Origin of the sequence: Streptococcus sp. C150, assembly GCF_000187445.1 — a bacterium.
GTDB classification, from domain to species: domain Bacteria; phylum Bacillota; class Bacilli; order Lactobacillales; family Streptococcaceae; genus Streptococcus; species Streptococcus raffinosi.
In genome coordinates this window covers 594,646-614,629 of record NZ_GL698449.1, presented here as the reverse complement: position 1 = coordinate 614,629, position 19,984 = coordinate 594,646, and the positions used below count along the sequence as shown (strand labels likewise).

18 protein-coding genes are annotated in these 19,984 nt (G+C 39.7%); 3 read left to right on the top strand and 15 right to left on the bottom strand.

Annotated elements, in window-relative coordinates:
• Positions 1 to 13: 13 nt before the first annotated feature.
• The 9 genes from HMPREF0848_RS02935 to queG all read right to left on the bottom strand — a co-directional run bounded on the left by HMPREF0848_RS02935 (position 14) and on the right by queG (position 10,067).
• Positions 14 to 2,203 (bottom strand): GBS Bsp-like repeat-containing protein, encoded by a 2,190-nt coding sequence (locus HMPREF0848_RS02935; protein WP_008534514.1) that lies wholly within the window; start codon positions 2,201 to 2,203, stop codon positions 14 to 16.
• 169 nt (positions 2,204 to 2,372) lie between these two features.
• Positions 2,373 to 2,930 (bottom strand): signal peptidase I, encoded by a 558-nt coding sequence (lepB, locus tag HMPREF0848_RS02930; RefSeq protein ID WP_008534513.1) that lies wholly within the window; start codon positions 2,928 to 2,930, stop codon positions 2,373 to 2,375.
• 121 nt (positions 2,931 to 3,051) lie between these two features.
• On the bottom strand, positions 3,052 to 4,281 hold the full coding sequence (locus HMPREF0848_RS02925; RefSeq protein WP_008534512.1) for a tetratricopeptide repeat protein: 1,230 nt from the start codon (positions 4,279 to 4,281) through the stop codon (positions 3,052 to 3,054).
• Positions 4,271 to 5,449, bottom strand: a complete 1,179-nt coding sequence (locus tag HMPREF0848_RS02920) for an AI-2E family transporter (RefSeq protein WP_008534511.1) — start codon at positions 5,447 to 5,449, stop codon at positions 4,271 to 4,273. Before HMPREF0848_RS02920 ends, HMPREF0848_RS02925 begins: the two co-directional genes overlap by 11 nt.
• A 9-nt stretch (positions 5,450 to 5,458) precedes the next feature.
• Positions 5,459 to 5,941, bottom strand: a complete 483-nt coding sequence (locus HMPREF0848_RS02915) for an NUDIX hydrolase (protein WP_008534510.1) — start codon at positions 5,939 to 5,941, stop codon at positions 5,459 to 5,461.
• A gap of 154 nt (positions 5,942 to 6,095) precedes the next feature.
• Positions 6,096 to 7,025 carry a permease-like cell division protein FtsX gene (ftsX, locus tag HMPREF0848_RS02910; RefSeq protein ID WP_021151940.1) on the bottom strand — a complete coding sequence of 310 codons (930 nt, stop codon included), beginning with the start codon at positions 7,023 to 7,025 and terminating at the stop codon, positions 6,096 to 6,098.
• Positions 7,018 to 7,710 carry a cell division ATP-binding protein FtsE gene (gene ftsE, locus HMPREF0848_RS02905; RefSeq protein WP_008534508.1) on the bottom strand — a complete coding sequence of 231 codons (693 nt, stop codon included), beginning with the start codon at positions 7,708 to 7,710 and terminating at the stop codon, positions 7,018 to 7,020. Before ftsE ends, ftsX begins: the two co-directional genes overlap by 8 nt.
• Positions 7,711 to 7,797: 87 nt before the next feature.
• A protein-coding gene (gene prfB, locus HMPREF0848_RS02900; protein WP_156780984.1) for a peptide chain release factor 2 occupies positions 7,798 to 8,896 on the bottom strand; the annotation gives its coding sequence in 2 pieces (ribosomal slippage) (positions 7,798 to 8,823 and positions 8,825 to 8,896; 1,098 coding nt in all).
• 52 nt (positions 8,897 to 8,948) lie between these two features.
• The gene (gene queG, locus HMPREF0848_RS02895) at positions 8,949 to 10,067 is read right to left on the bottom strand and encodes a tRNA epoxyqueuosine(34) reductase QueG (protein ID WP_037608839.1); all 1,119 of its coding nucleotides are present in this window, start codon (positions 10,065 to 10,067) and stop codon (positions 8,949 to 8,951) included.
• Between the two features lie 93 nt (positions 10,068 to 10,160).
• Here queG and HMPREF0848_RS02890 point away from each other — a divergent pair, with 93 nt between their 5' ends.
• Positions 10,161 to 11,018, top strand: coding sequence for a metallophosphoesterase (locus HMPREF0848_RS02890; RefSeq protein ID WP_037608837.1), 858 nt, complete (start codon positions 10,161 to 10,163; stop codon positions 11,016 to 11,018).
• Between the two features lie 23 nt (positions 11,019 to 11,041).
• Here HMPREF0848_RS02890 and HMPREF0848_RS02885 read toward each other — a convergent pair whose 3' ends face one another.
• The 4 genes from HMPREF0848_RS02885 to HMPREF0848_RS02870 form a co-directional block, all read right to left on the bottom strand.
• On the bottom strand, positions 11,042 to 11,788 hold the full coding sequence (locus HMPREF0848_RS02885; RefSeq protein ID WP_008534505.1) for an NADPH-dependent oxidoreductase: 747 nt from the start codon (positions 11,786 to 11,788) through the stop codon (positions 11,042 to 11,044).
• A gap of 395 nt (positions 11,789 to 12,183) precedes the next feature.
• Complete coding sequence (locus tag HMPREF0848_RS02880) at positions 12,184 to 14,868, bottom strand: cation-translocating P-type ATPase (protein WP_008534503.1); 2,685 nt, start codon at positions 14,866 to 14,868, stop codon at positions 12,184 to 12,186.
• Positions 14,869 to 15,132: 264 nt separating this feature from the next.
• Positions 15,133 to 15,519 carry a DUF1934 domain-containing protein gene (locus HMPREF0848_RS02875; RefSeq protein ID WP_008534501.1) on the bottom strand — a complete coding sequence of 129 codons (387 nt, stop codon included), beginning with the start codon at positions 15,517 to 15,519 and terminating at the stop codon, positions 15,133 to 15,135.
• A 73-nt stretch (positions 15,520 to 15,592) separates the two neighbouring features.
• Complete coding sequence (locus HMPREF0848_RS02870) at positions 15,593 to 16,459, bottom strand: GNAT family N-acetyltransferase (protein ID WP_008534500.1); 867 nt, start codon at positions 16,457 to 16,459, stop codon at positions 15,593 to 15,595.
• A 207-nt stretch (positions 16,460 to 16,666) separates the two neighbouring features.
• Here HMPREF0848_RS02870 and yidA point away from each other — a divergent pair, with 207 nt between their 5' ends.
• Both yidA and HMPREF0848_RS02860 read left to right on the top strand, forming a co-directional pair.
• Positions 16,667 to 17,476: a sugar-phosphatase gene (gene yidA, locus HMPREF0848_RS02865; RefSeq protein WP_002889483.1), complete on the top strand. Its 810-nt coding sequence runs from the start codon at positions 16,667 to 16,669 to the stop codon at positions 17,474 to 17,476.
• Position 17,477: 1 nt separating this feature from the next.
• Positions 17,478 to 18,692, top strand: a complete 1,215-nt coding sequence (locus tag HMPREF0848_RS02860) for an aminoacyltransferase (RefSeq protein WP_008534497.1) — start codon at positions 17,478 to 17,480, stop codon at positions 18,690 to 18,692.
• Between the two features lie 53 nt (positions 18,693 to 18,745).
• Here HMPREF0848_RS02860 and HMPREF0848_RS02855 read toward each other — a convergent pair whose 3' ends face one another.
• Positions 18,746 to 19,105, bottom strand: a complete 360-nt coding sequence (locus tag HMPREF0848_RS02855; RefSeq protein WP_008534495.1) for a YbaN family protein — start codon at positions 19,103 to 19,105, stop codon at positions 18,746 to 18,748.
• 62 nt (positions 19,106 to 19,167) lie between these two features.
• Complete coding sequence (locus HMPREF0848_RS02850) at positions 19,168 to 19,980, bottom strand: MBL fold metallo-hydrolase (protein WP_008534493.1); 813 nt, start codon at positions 19,978 to 19,980, stop codon at positions 19,168 to 19,170.
• Positions 19,981 to 19,984: the final 4 nt, after the last annotated feature.

The following is a 19,984-nucleotide window of genomic DNA, read 5'->3' as shown; positions in this document are numbered from 1 at the left end:
CTAACCTTATCACTTAAACATTAGATTCTTTTTCGTAGTAAGCTTTAATCCCTGCTACAATCGCATTAGCCAAAGTTTCTTGGTAAGCAGACGTCGTTAAGCGAGCTGCTTCTTGAGGATTTGACAAGAAACCTAGTTCTAGAAGGACTGCCGGCGCTGTTGTTTCTCGCAAGACCGCAAAGGTGCGACGCTTAACGCCCTGATTCTGAGCTCCAGTTGCGTTAATAAGGCTAGACTGAATAGCATTTGCCAGGGTATCACTCATGCTCAAACGAGTCGGATTGGCATGATAAGCCGCATTAATACGTGAAGGATATTCCGCAAAAGGTTGGTAATAATAAGTCTCGATACCTTGTGCTGCTGAACTTCCTGAAGCATTGATATGGATACTGACGAAAATATCTGACTCAGATGCATTGGCTGCACGAGAACGATCTGTTAGGTCGACAAAGGTATCACTTGTGCGTGTGGTGACTACTTGATAGCCTTCTGCTTCTAGTTTAGCTTTCACACGACTTTGGATAGCCAAGGTCAAGCTCTTTTCAGAAATGCCAAAATAAGAAGCCCCTGGATCATAGCCACCATGGCCAGCATCTAGATAAACAATCTTATTAAAGACATCATAGTTTCCTCGAGAAGCTGAACCGATTTTCTTAGGAGCTACCACGTCAACAGAAGTTGCACCAAAACCAACATTCTTACCCGATGCATCTGTCAAATATCCGTGAACGATGTACTTGCCTGAATTCCACTTGTGTTGGCTGGCAGAAACCGTCACCTTATAGGAACCATCCTCCTGTTTTGTAGCATTATGCCAAACAAGATCGTCTTGACCATTTTGGTCAGACCATACAGGGATAACGACACCTGTAATCCCCCCTGGATTGGTGAGATTAGTGATGACAACATCAAAAGTACCTCGATTTTTGTCGTTGTTGGTAATAGTTAAGGTTCCTTGAGTCTTGGTAATATCAAGGGTTACTTGTTTGCCTCCAAGGCCAATGAATTTACCATCATTATCAACCAAGTAGACATGAGAGTTATAGAGACCGCTATCACCTTTATGGTTGCTTGAACGAACGGTTACCTTATAGTCTCCATTAGCTTGTTTAGCTGCCTTGTACCAGATGATATCATCTTGACCATTCTTTTCTGACCAGGTTGGAACTAGGACTTCTTTAAAGCCGTATGGTGCAACCAAATTTGAAATGACAAGATCATAGCTACCAGTAGCATTGTTGAGACCAGTGATGGCAAGGTCTGCTTTTGGATTATGTTGAATTTCTATCGGATTGTCACTGATGTTAATCGCAGTATTACTTTCTTCATCCCACTCGTAGAGCTTATATGCTTCAATCAAACGAATAAGCTTGCCTGCATACCCTGGATCTGTTGCATATCCAGCATTTTTTAGTTCCTGGGCAGCAGTACTATAATCTGTTGCATTGATAACTTTTCTATAATTATTTTTTCGCCACTCTGTACTTGTGAAAAATTTTGCATGATCTACAACACTGTCATTCCACGATGAATATTTTCTAAAGGCAGCGTTAATGGTAATATAACGACCGTTAAGATATTCCTGAGTTGGTACCACTACCGTATCACCACCCCAATCATCCGAATCCTTAATGCCAAAGAGATTATGATTAGGTGCTTGAGCAAGGCTTGAGTTGCCCCAACCACTTTCTAGGATTGCCTGGGCTGCCGTAATTGATGGGAGCACTCCTTCCTTGGCTCCATCCATAGCTCCCTGTTTAATAGCATTAAGAAAATGACTTTGGCTCTCATTGGTACTGTCAACACTATCTGGCCCTTGATAAGCACTCCTAGTCACGGAATTATTGGTCAAATTAGAAGCTGCTATATAATCTGCTTTATCTTGAAATACTGTCTCCGTTGAGTTTTGGTCAACAGTGTTAAATGGAGCCTCAGCTGTCACTATCGTATACGAATTTTCAAAAGTAACTTCTGATGTTTGCTTTTCTCCTTTCGGTACAGTCTCAGAATTTGAAACAGTCGTTGAACTCGTCGTTTGCTCCTTTGATATTGGCTTAGTAGCATTAGCCTTTGAAGGATTTTCCATTACTTCATCAGCTCCTGCTGTCACACCACATGTCCCTAAGAATAACATGGTTAACATAACGCCACATAATCCATAGGTTTTATTCTTCTTAAATCCTAAGACATTTTTTTCTTGCATATTCTTTTCCTTTTCTACTGATATATTTCTGTTAATTCACTTCAAGTCTATTTCAATCTTAAATTAGCTGACGATAGCTCCCAGTATCAAAATGAATTACCAGTTATATATTCGCAAAAAAGCTAGAAACTTAACAAAAGTTCCTAGCTTTTTCAGTCATTAAAGAATATTAGTCAACATCAACAAAACCAAAATGTGACAGAGGGTACAATCGGAAAGAAATAACACCTTTAATTTGGTCTTTTTTAATAAGTCCGAACTTACGACTATCTTTTGTATTTCGACGATTATCGTTTAATACTAGGTATTGTCCCTTTTCAATCTTCGTTTGCTTGTTATCGGTCAACGTTGCAATTGAAAAATCATCTGTGAAAAAATTCCCAGGCGAAACAGTAGCCAAATAAGCTGATTTATCGTGGCTAATATAATTTTCTTCAATTGGCTTATCATTGACATAAAGAAAATCATCCATAGCTGTTACGCTCTTTCCTTCACCGGCAATAACACGTCCAATGTATTCCTTGCCATTAACGGTATAAAGGATAAAATCTTTTTTCTTCGGTTCAACGTTTTTATTGAAGGTAACATAATCACCTGCATGGATATAATTATTTGCCTGATTTTCAGTCACACGATGCGTTGAAAAAACAAAAGACCTCAGTAACAAGATCACTACGATGGCAAGAACTGCTATAATAATATTTCGAATTAAATCTCTCTTAACCATATCTACTCCTTATGGGTTCTAATAAAATCATAACATAAATAGACAAATAAAAAAAGAGGAAGTGAACAGACTTAACTTATCACATCCTCTATTGAGTTTATGCTTTCAAGAGTTTCGAAGACTAATTGTCATCAAGAAAGGTTTGCATATTAACATCATCTGGAACCAAGGAAAGATATTTTTCCGCCGTAACACGCGCTTGATCTCTGTAGCCAAATTCGCGCAAGATATAAGCGTAATCCTGTAAAAATTCAGGGTTATCAGACAAATCAGTAGATAGGTCTTGATAAATTTGAAAGGCTTTCTCTTCATCATCAAGTGCTTGATAAGCCTTGGCAATGTTCCAACGGGCCAAGACAGAATCAAATTCGTAATCGGCTAAAGCCACGAGATCATCGTAACGTTCTTCTTCCAAATAGAGAGTACTTAAGCGTAAAACAATCTCATCCTGATCCTCAGCTAGCGGCAAGGCTTGCTTCAAATAGGATTCAGCAGACTGAGTATCGTGCAATTCGTAGGATAACTGTGACGCTAACAAAAGTAATTGCACATTAAAGGCATTTTTAGAAATTCCTTGTTGTGCTATCCGTAAAGCTTCTTCGGTTTTATGTTCAGCATGTAACGATAAGGCGTAAATATACTCATACCCCTCAAAGTCTGCAGACATGGTTTCAATCTGTTTGAAGTAAAAATTAGCTTTTTGATACTCTTCCTGATCGTAAAGTAGTGTCGCTAATTCAAAGGCAATAGTATCATCGTATTCAATTTCAATAGCTTTTTCCAAAAATTCTCGAGCAGCTTCAAACTTACCAAGACTAGCATAAGCTTTACCAATACGTTCATAAGTAGAAGTCCCCGTAGCTTCAAGAAGCTCACGATTATCAAGTTTAGCATAATAATGAATAGCCTGCTCAAAGTTTCCAAGTTCAAACTCCATTTCAGCCAAACCGAAAATGATAATGGAGTCATCTGATAGTTGACTCGCCTCTAGCAACTTGTCACGGGCTACATCTGTTAACCCCTCCATTTGGTATAGATCTGCCTTCACAACTAAAGCAGACAAATAATCCTCGGAGTCCTCAGGAATAGCATCTAAATAGAGAAAAGCCTTCTCAATATCACCATCTTCAGCAGCAATTTGAGCTAGATTGACATTAACCTCTGGAAAATCAAAGCGAACTTTTTCATAAATTTCTTGAGCCTGTGGTAAAAAACCGATAGATTCAAGGTACTCAGCTAACTCTACGAGAACTTCAGCTGGATCTTCTTGCAGAGCTTTCTTAAAATATTTATCCGCATGATCTAAATCTTGGTTACCAATAGAGGCAACCATTTTCTCACTATTTAACATCTTCTTTTTGTCCTTCAATTTCTTTGTCATCATGGTAAAGATTACTTACTGACCGGTACCAATCAAAAATCTCTTTAACAACAACCTTGACGGAAGCATAGATTGGGATTCCTAATAATACGCCCCAGACGCCGTAAAGAGAACCTGCCGTCAGAAGAATAAACATAATAGTAATAGGGTGAATACTGAGTTTGTTACCCAAAACAAGTGGAGAAACAAAACGTCCTTCAATGGTTTGCTCAATGACAAAAATAATGAGAACCTTGATTAACATTGCGGGACCTTGTACCAACCCCATAATAACAACTGGTACCATGGCAAGAAAACTTCCAAGGTAGGGAACCATATTTAAGAAACCTGCCATAATACCAAAAGTCACCCCATATCGAAGACCCACAATTTTAAACATGATACAAAACATAATGGCCACAACGATAGCAACTGTAACTTGGCCTTGAACATAACCTTCTAACTGATTATTGATATCTGACAGCATTCGAACAGTCGTTTCACGAAAACGAGTGGGTAACACTGACACAAAGCCCTGCTTCATCTTTTGACTATCCCTTAGGAGATAAAAAAGAATGAAAGGAGCCAAAATAATAGCAACCGTAACCCTAGCCACAGTACTAGCAAAGGTTCCTACCCAAGTCAAAGCTGATGAAGAGAAATTTTCAGCATAGTTAACCATTCTCGCTGAGAAATCACTGAGCATAGCTTCTAAATCTCCACGGTAATTGGAAAGAAAAGGGAGATTTAGCCAGCGTTCGGCTTCACTATTAGCTCGGGCAATATAAGACGGTGTATTTCTAATCAAAATCAAAATCTGATTTTGCAAACTAGGAATAGCTGTTGAAATTCCCAAAACTAAGAGTAAGGCGAGAATAGCATAGATGACCAAGATAGACATCGTTCTACTTAAACCAGTTTTTTCTACTAAGAGAACCAAAGGTTTTATCAAATAGTAAAGGAGCGTAGAAATAACCAGAGGCAACATGATGATTGTCAAAAAATCAATGACTGGTGAGAAAATAGGACTAATCTTGGTAAAAATCAAAACCGTCAAACCAATCAACAGTAATATTAAAAAGGCCACTACAGCCTGATTATTCAAAACCCATTTAAAAAACCAAGTTTCTGAAAAATTTTCTGTCTTTTTTCGCTTCATAGTTCCTCCCTATTTATCATAAAAGGTCACAGTCTTGTCTACCAAGTTCTGGTTGGAATCATAAACAAACTTAGCAGAGAAGAAGGGTTTGTCTTCAAGAATCCACTTAAAGATCTCATAGTCACCTTCCCAAGTTGGCTTAGACAAAACCTTATCATAAGGAACCCACTCAAGCGTTCCCTCACGAGATTCCTCATCTGAAATGAGTTCTCCTTCAAAACCAGTCACCTTAAAGACATAGGTATACCAATCATGTCCCGGTGTAAATTCAGGGAAGGTAATCATCCCCTTGAAATCCATCTCTGTCACTGTAAAATGTGTTTCCTCGAGAATTTCACGACGGGCACACTCATCAGGTGTCTCTCCAGCTTCTAGTTTTCCCCCAACAGAAATCCACTTTCCTTCATGAACATCATTAGGCTTTTTATTACGGTGTAAAAGCAAAAGCTCTTTTCCATTATCAATATAACAAATGGTAGCTAACTTTGTCATAATGCATCTCTTTTCCAATGTTTTTTAAATATTATACCAAATCTGAGATTGGTTTTGGTCTTTGAGCCATGATTTTGAGATAAAGCTAGAATTTAGGTGTCATGAAGCATTCTGGATCGAAAAAAGAGAACCAAAATAGTTCTCCTTTAATCTCTTAGTATTTCAAATAACGGCGCATTGCCATACGAGACCCAACTGAACCGATAATAATACCGACTGCAAAGAGGGTTCCGATAACAGCGTAGACAAACCATTCTGGATCATACATAGAGACACCACCCTTAACAAAATCAGGATTTAAGGTTGAATAAACCATGTGGTACAAAAGATAGATGAGGCCAGAAGGAATGATGGCGCCTAATGCACCAATCCAAGCACCTTCCATCAAGTAAGGACGGCGAATATAGGAATTCTTAGCACCGACCAAACGCATGATGTGAATTTCAGTCGCACGTGACATGATGGTGATACGAATGGTATTAGAAATCAAGAGTACAGCCACAACAGTTAAGAGAGCTGTCGCAATAATTCCCCACAATTGAACACGTTTCATGGTAGACATCAGAATTTCACTATCTGAGCCACCAAAGTTAGAATTATCAACCCCCTGAATAGCCTTAGCTTCCTTAGCAACACGACTCACATCATCTGGTGTTTTAGTTTGAATAATGTACACATCTGATAGAGGGTTCCCATCTCCAGTAGCTGTTTCGAAACTTGACCCCATTGTTTTGATGAGTTCTTTCTTTTGTTCTTCTTTACTAGAGAAAGTAACCTTATCGACACCCTTTATCTTGGTCAATGCATCATAAACTTTATGGTAGTCTTTATTGGCAACAATTTGACCAGATATCTCTTTAACAGTTTTTGAAGCATCCGTCGAATCAGGCTGCAAGTACACATTGACCTGAATATTTTTTTCAATATCAGAAGCCAATTTTTGAGTGTTAAGAATAACAGAACCAAAAACACCTAAAAGTGACAGCACAATCATTACTGAGAATACCGCCGTAAGAGTAGACAATAGATTACGTTTGAGGTTCTTAATAGATTCTCCTAAATGGCGGAAAAAGCGTCTAATCATGGTAACCGTACTCTCCTTCCTCTTCATCACGAACAATACGTCCCTCTTCAATCGCTATGACACGATGACGAAGGTTATTAACGATAGTTGAGTTATGGGTTGCCATTAAAATGGTCGTTCCCTGCAGATTAATACGTTCAAGAACTTGCATAATTTCCCAAGAAATCTCAGGGTCCAAGTTCCCTGTTGGTTCGTCCGCAATCAAAACTTTTGGATTATTTACGATAGCACGCGCAATAGCGACACGTTGCTGCTCACCACCAGATAATTGGTTAGGGAAAGAACGCATCTTGTGCTTAAGTCCAACCAATTCGAGAACCTCTGCGACACGTTTTTTTATGTGACGAGGGCGCTCACCGATGACCTCCATCGCATAAGCAACATTTTCAAAAGCTGTTTTCTTTGGAAGAAGTTTATAATCCTGGAAAACAACCCCGATAGAACGTCGCAAGAGTGGAACATCTTTTTTACGAAGATGGGTTAAATCAAACTCCCCTACCTTCATAGAACCACTCGTTAATTTTTCTTCTTGGTAAAACAAGCGAATTAAACTTGATTTACCGGCACCAGAAGGTCCAACTAAGTAAACAAATTCCCCTGAGTTAACAGACAAATCAATGTGTCTTAGGGCAGTTGTCGACTTATCATACTTCTTAGTAACATCTTTTAATTCAATAAGAGCCATAATGTCAGTATTCAACTACTAAAATAGCTGAATGCCTTCCTTTCATTGAGATAAAGTATCTAAATACTTAAAAATAGTATATCATTACTATTCTTCCATACGCCACTTGAGGTAGGCATCGATGAAGCCTTCAATATCTCCATCCATTACCTTATCAACCTGGGCAACTTCATAGCCTGTACGATGATCCTTAACCATAGTGTATGGGGTGAAAACGTATGAGCGAATTTGGCTTCCCCAAGTGATTTCTTTCTTATCACCTTTCAAAGCATTCACTTCTTCTGCTTTCTTTTCTTGCTCCATTTGATAGAGTTTCGCTTGAAGCATCTTCATCGCACGGTCACGGTTTCCATATTGTGTACGGTCGACCGTTGAAGCTACAACAATACCTGTTGGAATGTGGGTCAAACGCACACCGGTAGAAACCTTGTTGACGTTCTGACCACCTGCACCACCTGAACGGAAAGTGTCCATCTTGATATCATCATCACGAATATCAACTTCAATGGTATCATCCAATTCAGGCATGACTTCCACAGAAGTAAATGAGGTATGACGACGTTTGGCAGAGTCAAAAGGTGAAATACGAACCAAACGGTGGACACCCATTTCTGACTTGAGGAATCCGTAAGCATTAGGACCTTCAAAAGCAAGGGTTACAGATTTAATACCAGCTTCATCACCCGCCTGATAATCCAAAGTTTCAACCTTGAAACCTTTGGCATTTCCATAACGTTGGTACATACGGAGCAACATATCAGCCCAGTCTTGAGCCTCTGTTCCACCAGAACCTGGGTGAATTTCCAGAATGGCATTGTTATGGTCATATGGTTCAGACAAGAGTAAGGTCATCTCGTAACTTGTCATAATCTTATCAAGTTTTTCGAGCGTCTCTTCGAGTTCCTCTTGAACACTGCTATCTTCTTCCAACATCTCCAAATATAGTTCTGTCTCGTCAGAGAGTTCTTGCATATTGTTGAAAGTTTCGTATTTCATTTTGAGCTCGTTCAACTCTTGAGAAGTTTTTTGAGCCGCAATATTATCATTCCAAAAATCAGGCTCAGTCATTCGGTTTTCAAGGAGCGCAATGTCCTCTTCCAAACAATCTAAGTCAAAGAGACCTCCCGAAGCTCACGAGCTTCTCTTGATTTTCAGAGATTTTTTGGCGAATTTCTGCCACTTCCATGGATAGGTTTCCTCCATTTTATAGTATTATGCTTAATTCTAGCATAAATCGCCTAAATTTGCCATTTTGCACATACAAGCTCCCACTCAGCTTGGGCTTCTTTATCTTTGGGTGAAAGTCCTCTCATATAGTCTAACATAGCTTGATCTGGCTTCTTAACTATCTCACCGAGAGCCCAAATAGCCGTTGCCGTATGGATGGGATTATTATTCTTATCAATAATCTCCATCAGTTTGACAATGGCGTTGCGATCATGTAAGTTGGCCAAGGCAATAATGGCATTTCGCTGAAGAATATTCTTACCACGCCAAGAACCGGCGATCATTCCAAACTTCTCTTTAAAAGACTTATTAGTCAGCTCTAGAAATGGGAGCAATTCAGGCATGGCAAGCTCAGGGTCAATATCTGAAGCTAAAGGATTGTCAATACCTCTGTTATATGGACAGGAAATCTGACAAATATCACAGCCATAGATAACAGTCTTGATCTTCTTTCGAAACTCCATATCCATCATGCCCTTATCTTGGGTTTGGAAGGAGAGGCAACGACGAGCATTCATAGTCCCATCACCAATGAGACAAGATGTCGGACAGGCATCCAGACAACGACGGCAATCCCCGCAACCATAGTCTACCTCATGATCAGGTTCAATCTCTAGATTCGTGATAAGCTCCCCAAGATACATGTAGGACCCGTATTCTTTCGAGATAACCAGTCCATTCTTACCAATAAAACCAATTCCTGCTCGCTTGGCTACTGCAGTATCGACCAAGGCTCCAGTGTCCACCATACCTTTATATTCGAAGTTTTCTGTCAGTTTTTCAATGCCTTCTGCCAGGCGTTTTAGTTTATCCTGCAAAACATAGTGATAATCTAGACCCCATGAATTTGGAGTGATTTTGCCACGCTTATACTCTGTTTTTTGGGGTTGTTGTGGCAACTTATGCGGATAGGCAACTGCAATGGAAATGATGGTTTTAGCTGATTCCAAGCTCAATTTGGGGTAAATACGCTCTTCAATATTTTTATGCTCAAATCCTGTCGTTCGCCCTTCTTCAACGCCCAGTCGAAGGGACTTTTCCAGATAGGCGAAATCATCGGCTGTTGTAAAACCAATTTTTGAAATGCCAATCTCCTTGGCCATCTTTTGTATTTCTAACTTGATATCCATATTCTTATCATAATGAAAATGTAGCCCTAGGGCAAGTATTTTCCACTATCTTCGTTTAAAGACAAGACACGACCTTTTTGTTACAATGTTTCTATGACAAGACTTGCAGTAATGAGTGATTTACATATTGATTTGAATCACTTTGAGACATATGAAATTGATACTCTTATAAAATGTCTAAAAGATCAAAAAATCAGCCACCTTCATATTGCTGGTGACATTTCTAATCATTATTTTAGCGACACTAAACCATTTCTACAAAAGCTTTCCAAGGAGGTCAAGGTCACCTATAATTTAGGCAATCATGATATGCTAGATTTAGAGGATGACCTTATTGATAAGCTTGATTTCCAGCTGATTGATTTAGGTAGTAAGACATTATTGGCTTTTCATGGCTGGTATGATTATTCCTATTCAGATGAAAAGTTGGATAAAATTCTCAGGCGTAAGAGACAGCTTTGGTTCGACAGACGTCTCAGACGATTGGGGACTGATCCAGAAATCTGTCAAACTAGTCTCAAGAAGCTAGATAATGTTTTAAGCGAATTAGATACGAGCAAACTCATTGTTGCCATGCATTTTGTTCCTCACAGCCGTTTTACCATGACGCACGAACGTTTTAAACCTTTTAATGCTTATTTGGGATCAGAAGAGTTCCATCAGATTTTCGTCAAACACGACGTTAAAGATGTTGTTTTTGGTCATGCCCACAGGAGTTATGGGGCGGTAAAGATTGACGGTGTAACCTATCACTCGCGTCCTCTTGGATACCGTCGAGAATGGGATTTAACCATTAACTTTGTTTCCAATCACCCTGAACTCAATCCAACTGGAACATGGAACCTCTCCAAACGTTACAACCTAGTCAAGAAACTCCCAGAGTTTTTAGAGTATGAAAAAAAGGAACTAGCAAATGAGTTCCTTTCATCCATGACATTATTAGATATATAGAACGGCTCTATGGGAGTCGTTTTTTATTCGGTGAAGAATCCCTGCTTTTGAAGATCCTTCAAGGTATTTGCACGATTAGCGACAGATTTATCCATAGTCTTTGCAATCTGAGTCGTAAATTCATCAACTCTGTGATTAAGATCGCGAAGGTCATAATACTCATGGACGTCAGCATCGTAGTCTTTAAGTTCTTCCAAGGGATTTTCCAAATCCTGATAGTAATTTTCCATATGGATGACGTGACGTGGCAAACGAGGTTTCAGCTGTGGTTCTTGATCTGGCCAACCAACTGCTAAGCCCACTGCGGGATAAACATACTTAGGCAGTTTAAGAAGCTCTGAAAGTTTAGCATTATCATTTAAGATACTACCCAAGTAAACAGCTCCCATACCCAAACTCTCAGCAGCTACAACCATGTTTTGAGTAGCAATCATAGCATCTGAAAAAGCTGAAATAAAGCGTTCGGGGCTACCTTGCACCAAGGCCTCAGCGCCTTTTGCTTCCGCAATCAAGGTATTACGTCTTTGATCCACAACAACTACAAAAAGATGCCCAGCCTTTGGAATATAGGGTTGGTTGGCAATCTCTGCAATTTGTTCCTTCAACTTTTCATCAGTGATGCTTATAATTGAATAAGCCTGTCTAAAATTACTCGTTGATGTATGTCTGGCAACATCAACCAAGAGATTGACTTCTTCCTGTGTCAGAGCTTTGGGTTTAAACTGACGAATACTACGGTGATTAAGTTGTGTCTTAATGGTTTCGTTCATATGCTTCTCCTTAAACTAGTCATTACTTCCCCTCAATTATAAACAAGACATCTGACGAATTCAAGATGTGATAAGAAAAAGCTCACGACCTAATCTCTGTTCAAAATGTCGAAAAATGTCCTTAAAAAATCTAGTAAACTAAGAAGCTTTACTAAAATCGGAAAAGACTCTTTATTTAGCGACTGTACGGTACATATTCCGAGCCTTTCCGACGTGATAAAAACGACTGAAACATAAGAGTTTCAGTCGTTCGGAAATTTGGAGACTTTAGGCTCGAAACGTAGTCATAGAACTTCGAAGAAGTTCGCTGACGTCCGCTATCACATAAGGAAAGTCTCAAAAATAGACCTTTATCTCTAATAAAAGCCAGAGACCTGTATCTCTGACTTTGTATTTTATATAGCGTCTTTATCCTTGCCAAGGGCACGTTGAGTGGCTTTAACTAATTCAACAAGTACCACAATCAAGAAGGAACCTACAATAACCGCAAGCCATTGTGTTAGACTAAGGTGTGACACATGGAAGAGATTATTAAATCCAGGAACCACGATAGTTGCCATCAGAAGAACAAAGGCTACTGGAATGGCCCAATTGAAAGTCTTGTTTCTGAAGAGACCAACTTTAAAGACTGATTGATACACAGATTTAACGTTAAAGGCATGGAGCAACTGAATTAAGCCAAGTGTTGCAAAAGCCATTGTAAGGGCATCTGCGTGAATGGCTCCTTGCGTATGGTGCTCTGGGAAGACAAGACCCCAACCATAAACGGCAAGAACAAGGATAGTTTGAAGAATTCCCTGATAAATAATAGCACCGAAGACACCACCATCAAAGAAGTTTGATTGACGTCCACGAGGTTTGTGAGTCATAATACCTGGTTCAGCTGGCTCAACCCCAAGTGCGATGGCTGGAAGGGTATCAGTTACTAGGTTAATCCAGAGAAGATGAACTGGTTGAAGCACATCCCATCCAAACAGTGTAGCGAAGAAGATAATGAAGACTTCGGCCATATTGGCTGACAAGAGGTACTGGATTGATTTTTGGATGTTTGAGAAGACCTTACGACCTTCTTCTACAGCGACGATAATTGTAGCAAAGTTATCATCGGCAAGAACCATGTCAGAAGCTCCCTTAGAAACCTCTGTACCAGTGATTCCCATACCAATACCAATATCAGCTGTCTTAAGTGAAGGCGCATCATTAACCCCGTCACCTGTCATGGCAACAACCTTGCCATCATTTTGCCATGCCTTAACAATACGAACCTTATGTTCAGGAGACACACGCGCATAGACAGAGTATTGTTTGAAGACTTTTTGGAATTCTTCATCAGAAAGTTCATTCAGCTCAGCACCAGTGAAGACATGGTCTTCTGTGTCATTTGGATCGATGATACCAAGACGTTTAGCAATAGCTTCTGCTGTATCTTGGTGGTCACCTGTAATCATGATTGGACGAATACCCGCTTCTTTCGCCACACGAACAGCTTCTGCTGCTTCAGGACGTTCTGGGTCAATCATACCTACCAAGCCTGAGAAAATCAAATCAGACTCAACAACTTCAGATTCCAAAGTAGGAATGTCACTCGTTGTCTTATAAGCCATCATCAAAACACGAAGGGCTTGTTTGGCTAAATCTTTGTTAGTCGTAAGAATAGCTTGTTTATCTGCATCCGTGATAGGACGAATCTCACCATTGATTTCAATACGAGTCACACGTTTAAGCAATTGATCAGGAGCACCTTTAACGGCTACAAAGTAAGACCCATCTGTTTCTTTATGGATAGTAGACATGAGCTTACGGTCAGAGTCAAATGGCAACTCTGCCACACGAGGCTCTAATTTCAAGACGTCACGCACATCAAAGTTGTGGTCCAAACCAAACTGTACCAAAGCAGTCTCTGTTGGGTCCCCAATTAGCTTACCATCTGGGTCCACCTTGGTATCATTGGCAAAGTTCATAATACGAAGGGTCGTATTGTCCGCACCAAGTTCTGTGTCAGCGCTTTGCAATTGACCGTTTGTATAGACTTTTTCAACGGTCATTTGGTTCATTGTCAAGGTACCAGTCTTATCAGATGCGATAATTTCTGTTGAACCAAGTGTTTCAACAGCTGGCAATTTACGCACAATCGAATTGCGTTTAGCAAGTGTCGTTGTTCCCAATGATAAGAGGATGGTTACAATAGCAGGCAAACCTTCAGGAATGGCTGCAACAGCAAGAGCAACGGCAACCATCAAACCTTCAAGGGGCTGTTCGCCACGAATGAAGACACTCACCAAGAATGTCACCAAAGCAATCGCAACAATAAGGTAGGTTAAACTCTTAGATAATTGTTCTAGGCTTTGCTTCAAAGGTGTTTGTGATTCGTCCGCATTAGCCAACATATCAGCAATTTTACCAACTTCAGTATACATACCAGTATTGGTAACAACACCTGTACCACGACCATAAGTCACGTTAGAGTTTTGGTAACCCATATTTACACGGTCACCGATACCTGCATCTGCTGCAACCGTTTCAGTAATATCCTTTTCAACTGGAACAGACTCACCTGTAAGGGCAGCCTCTTCAATCTTGAGTGAGGCAGCTTCAAGCAAACGCATGTCGGCCGGAACAACATCACCTGCTTCAAGCAAGACAATGTCTCCAGGAACCAATTCACGTGAATCAATCTCAACGATATTGCCATCGCGACGAACACGAGCTAGAGGACTTGACATGTTTTTAAGCGCTTCAATAGCAGCTTCTGCCTGTCCTTCTTGATAAACACCAAAAGCAGCATTCAAAACAACGACAGCTAAGATAATGCAAGCGTCTGTCAAACCATGCATACCTTCCGTAATGACAGAAAGGGCAGCAGCGACAAGCAAAATGATAATCATCAAATCTTTAAACTGGTCGATGAATTTTGACAAGAGGCTACGTTTTTCACCTTCATCCAACTCGTTATAACCATAGGCATCTAAACGTTCCTTGGCTTGTGCAGTTGACAAACCATCAACAGAAGTGTCCAAGCTTTTTAGGACTTCTTCCTCTCCTTGTGTGTAAAACAAGGCTTTACTTTGTTCTTTCGACAAAATAATCTCCTCCTTCTATATAGGGAAAAATGGCTATCAAGGCTCTTTTCATATAAAAAATGATACAAAAAGAGACTTGTTTCCTTAAAAACAAGTCTCGCTGTTTAAGAATATGCCGGAAATGTAAAATTTCGTAATGACGACATAATCGCAACCTTTAATCAAATCTATTGACTAAAGTCGCCTGCTACTCCCTTGATATACCCTTACATTTTATCATAATTTAGGGCTTTTTCAAGCCAAATGACTCAATTTTTTCACAAATTAAAACCATGAAACCTCTAATTCATAATCAGCAAAGACGTCTTCCGTTTCTGGATGTTGCAATTGATAATGAATATCAACTGTTTGGCCATCAGGATCATAGGCAAAAAGGCTCGTAACAGTTTGAAAATGCTGAGTACCAAGCGGCGTCGGAATGTGAACCAAGGCAGGTACCTTGGCTGAAAAACGCATGATTGATTTAGGCTGAGAAAAGCGTGTCATAATGAGCTCTTCCTGATTCAATTTTATTACCACTTTTTCTTTCTCGGAATTATGGTGAATAAGATAGAGATAGTCTCCTTTTTCCGTAACCTCACAAGGGTGGATTTCCTCAATGATTTCCGTTTGATCTGCTACTTTAATTTTATTTTTGATTTTAATTTCCATTAATTACTCCTTTTTCCAATTCTAATGTGATACTGACAGCAGACACATTTTCAAATTCTTCTAATAACATTAGTCATTCTTTCTGTTTCAGGTAAACCACTTGGGTTTGTTTGACAAAACCAATCTTTTCATACAAATGCTTGGCTCCCACATTATCATCTTCCACTGCAATTTGGAAGGACTTGTCATTTTGCGCAATGAGCTGATTTACGACTGATTTTGCCAGGTAGCTTCCATAGCCTTGACCACGATAGGCTTCTGCTACAGCAAGCCCGTAAAGGTAGTTGCTATTCCCAGATAAATCAACGGTACAAAGTCCGACTACCTGACCTTCTTTGAGGAGGATGTAAAGTAGGCTATTGGAATCTTTCAAAGCCTCAGCAATATATCTTCGACTCACCTCAAGTGTTTCCTCTGCATCAGAAAAGGCTTGGTGGTGAAGTTGAGCAATTTCTTCAAGATAAGAGGTGTCTGCTAAGAGCACCTCAACATCTGAACGGGAATCCAGAGTATAAGAGGTTCTATCTTTTCCTAGCCAGGTTTCAGTGGCTGCATCTTCAACTAGACCCCAATGACTTGCCAAATCAGGATGACCATCAAGAAAAACACGTTCTGTCTGAAAGGTCACTGATTGAATAGGATAAGATGTCGTTTCCTTCTGAAATTTGTCAAACAAACTTCTCGCAATGCCTTTTCGGCGATAATCTGGGGCAACTAAAATCGCCACTTCAACATCTTCATTGTCCGCATAAACCGATAATAAACCAAGCAACTCTCCCTCTTGATAATAGAGGAAAAAGGCCGGCATGGTGGGATCAAAATTAAGCATATTGGAGAGATAAGGTTCTCGAAAGGTGTGGTCATTAGCTTGACAGCTAGCAATCAATACTTTTGCTTCCTTACGTTCTTTATCGGTCAATTGGTTGGTAAATCGAATCACTCTTGTCTCTCCTTTATTTGTCTGACCTTATTTTACCAATTAAAAAGCATTTGGGCAATTCTTACTAACAAACCGTTCTATACAGTTTGGACTTGGCTTTAATAGTTTTCAATTCACCAATATCATTTTTCTCAGGAAGAACTATGACAAAGCGCCCAAATTTTAGTAAAATAGAAGGGAAACTAACTTAATGAAACAGGTATTTATATGTCTATTAAACTTATTGCTGTTGATATTGACGGGACGCTTTTAAATAGCCAACGTCAAGTCACACCTGAAGTCTTTCAAGCGATTCAAGAGGCCAAGGCTGCGGGTGTTAAAGTCGTTATTGCGACTGGTCGTCCTATTCCTGGCGTGCTTCCACTTCTTGAGGAACTTAATCTTAACCAAGATGGTGACTATGTCATCACTTTTAATGGTGGTCTTGTCCAAGAAACGTCTACCGGTAACGAATTGATTCGTGAAACGCTCTCATACGAGGACTACCTTGATATTGAAGTTTTGGCCAACAAGCTTGGTGTTCATTCTCACGCTATCACTAAAGATGGTATCTACACAAGTAATCGAAATATTGGACGCTACACTGTTCATGAATCTACGCTTGTTCATATGCCTATTTACTATCGTACACCTGAAGAGGTTGCTGACAAGGAATTTGTTAAGGCCATGTATATTGATGAACCTGAAATTCTTGATGCAGCCATTGCCAAACTTCCACAGGAATTTTACGACCGCTTTACCATTGTAAAATCAACACCATTTTACCTAGAAATTCTCAAGAAAACAGCCAACAAAGGAATTGCCGTTACGCATCTTGCCGAGAAACTCGGTCTTTCTAAAGAAGAAACAATGGCTATCGGTGATGAAGAAAATGACCGTGCTATGCTGGAGGTCGTCGGTTCTCCTGTCGTTATGGAAAATGGAAATCCAGAAATCAAGAAAATCGCGAAACACATCACAAAATCAAATGATGAATCTGGTGTCGCTTATGCTATTAGAAAGTGGGTTCTAGACTAATATGTATACCTATAAAACTGGTCTCAGTACTTCTGAGCATGACCGCTTTGTGATTGATAGTCCTCAAACCAACTTATTACAAAGTAGCTCATGGGCAAAAATCAAGGATAGTTGGGGCAATGACCGTCTAGGTTTCTATAAAGATGACAAACTTGTTGCCGTTGCTAGTGTTCTTATTCAACCACTGCCTCTTGGCTTCTCTATGATTTACATCCCACGAGGCCCTATCATGGACTACCACGATAAAGAGTTAGTCGCTTTTGTCCTGGCTTCACTGAAAAAGTATGCCAAAACAAAACACGCCCTCTTTGTTAAATTTGATCCAAGCCTCTTTGTCACTAAAAATTTGATTTCTCAAGAAGTTAGCATCAACGAAGATACTATGGCTATTGCCAAAAACATCCAATCTCTTGGTGTTGAATGGACTGGTCTCACTGAAGACATGGCTGAGAATATTCAACCACGCTTCCAGGCTAATATCCATAAAGAAGATTTCACTGAAGAACAGCTCTCTAAGAGCACCAAGCAGGCTGTTCGTACTGCTCGAAACAAAGGTATTTCGGTTCAATTTGGTGGCACTGAGCTTCTTGAACAATTCGCTTCTTTGATGAAGAAGACTGAAGCTCGTAAAAACATCCACCTTCGTGGCATTGACTATTATGAAAAGTTGTTGACAACTTACCCAGAATCGTCTTACATTACACTCTCAACACTAGATTTGCCAGCCCGTCTTAAAGATCTTAATAAGCAACTTGAAAAGAACATTGCTGATGCTGCCAAGTTCACTGAAAAAACCAAACCTGGAAAAGTTGAGAACAATAAGCAAGAGCACAAACGTCTCAAAGAAGAAATTGCCTTTCTCCAAGAAAAAGTAGATGCTGGAAATCAGACAGTCCCACTCTCTGGTACCCTAGTTCTTGAATTTGGTAAGACGTCTGAGAATATCTACGCTGGTATGGATGAAGACTACCGTCGTTATCAACCAGCTATCCTGACATGGTATGAAACTGCTAATCATGCTTTTGAGCGTGGCGCTGACTGGCAAAACATGGGAGGTATTGAAAATTCCTTGGACGGTGGCTTGTATAACTTCAAATCAAAATTCAACCCCCGCATTGAACAGTTCATCGGTGAATTTAACCTTCCGGTTAGTCCTCTTTATGGCTTAGCTAACTTTGCCTATAAAGTCCGTAAAAAAATAAGAAGCAAACATTAATCATTATACTAAAAACGAGACTTCCAAGAGGAGTCTCGTTTTTTGATACTAGCTTAGTCTTTATCAGGAATAACCTTAAATAAATAATAGGTGATGAAAAGTGTCAGACAGAAGAGTCCAATTTTCACCCAAAGAATAGGAGCAAAAAAGATTGAAATCCCCATCAAGACATAGATTTGAATGATAATCTTTTTCTTTCGTTCTTTAGCAATAGATTTGGTTTCTCGAAAATCAGCTACATAACTTTGATACAATTTAGTGTGATATAACCATTTTTCAAAACGTTTAGAACTTCTAGCAAAGCAAGCAATGGCTAAAAGTAGAAAGGGGGTTGTCGGCAATATTGGCAGAGGGATTCCTAGAATACCTAAACCAAGCGAGATAAAACCTAAGGAGAGATAAATGACTTTCATATAAATAATCCTTTCAAAAAGAGCCACACTAAACTTATTAGTGTAGCTCTTTCACTATTTCTCTAAATATCAGTCAGTGGAGTGGCTGTGTCTGGAGAGGTATCAAAAACCTTAAAGTCAGTACCAACACCAAAGTCCGCACGTGCCAACTGATTTTCCATCGTCATATGGGCCAATTCCTTGATATTATTTTCTTTGGAGAGGTGACCCAGATAGATCTTTTTAGTTTTATTACCGATGGTACGAATCATAGCGTCCGCCCCATCTTCATTACACAAGTGACCTTGATCAGAGAGGATACGTTGCTTGGTTGACCATGGGTAAGAGCCTGCTCTCAAGATTTCAATATCATGATTAGACTCAATCAGATATCCATCAGCATTTTCAATAATCCCAGCCATGCGATCTGATACATAGCCCGTATCCGTCAACATGACAAAGCTCTTTCCGTCTTTCATAAAGCGGTAGAACTGTGGATCTATAGCATCATGACTAACTCCAAAAGATTCAATGTCAATATCACCAAAGGTCATAATCTTGTCACGAGAAAAAACGTGCTTCTGGCTATTATCAACCTTACCTAGCATATTTTTACTGTCCATAATCTGCCAGGTTTTCTCATTTGCGTAGATGTCCATGCCATATTTACGAGCTAGAACACCAACACCATGGATATGGTCCTTATGTTCATGCGTTACTAAGATAGCATCAAGATCACTCGGATCACGATCAATCTCAGCTAGCAAATTTGTAATTTTCTTACCTGACAAACCAGCATCTATTAGAATTTTCTTTTCTGGAGTTTCCAAGTAAAAAGAGTTTCCTGTAGAGCCTGAAGCCAAAATACTATATTTAAACCCTATATCTGAGGTCATTTCT